Genomic DNA, 494 nt, shown 5'->3' on the forward strand with positions numbered 1-494 from the left:
ACAAGCTGACTTGGAGACACATCCATATTGGTAATATCTTCTGCCCTGGCGGTCACAACCTCACCCTCGTGACGAGCAATGAGTATATCATCAGTGATTTTACCTTTCTTATTAACCACAGCCTGAGCCGGAGCTATAATCATAGGTTTTTCGTCCAAGGCAGTGGTATATTTTACATCATTGGTAACCTTACGATTTACAACTGATCGATACGGAGTTTCGATAAAACCGAATCGATTAACCCTGGCGTAGGCCGCCAAAGAAACGATCAGTCCAATATTCGGCCCCTCTGGTGTTTCAATGGGGCAGATTCGTCCGTAGTGGGTAGGATGAACGTCACGTACTTCAAAACCTGCACGCTCTCGCGAGAGACCACCGGGTCCAAGCGCACTCAAACGTCTTTTATGAGTTACCTCTGACAATGGGTTGGTCTGATCCATAAACTGTGAAAGCTGGCTGGTCCCAAAAAACTCCTTAATGGCGGAAGTAATTGG

Annotated in this window: 1 pseudogene (running past one end of the window); it reads right to left on the reverse strand. The window is 46.6% G+C overall.

What is annotated here, in order from left to right:
- Positions 1 to 494, reverse strand: a pseudogene (locus HQK80_14635) (DNA-directed RNA polymerase subunit beta); it runs 1,521 nt beyond the window's last position.

The organism is Desulfobulbaceae bacterium (genome assembly GCA_015231515.1).
Taxonomy (GTDB): Bacteria; Desulfobacterota; Desulfobulbia; order Desulfobulbales; family VMSU01; genus JADGBM01.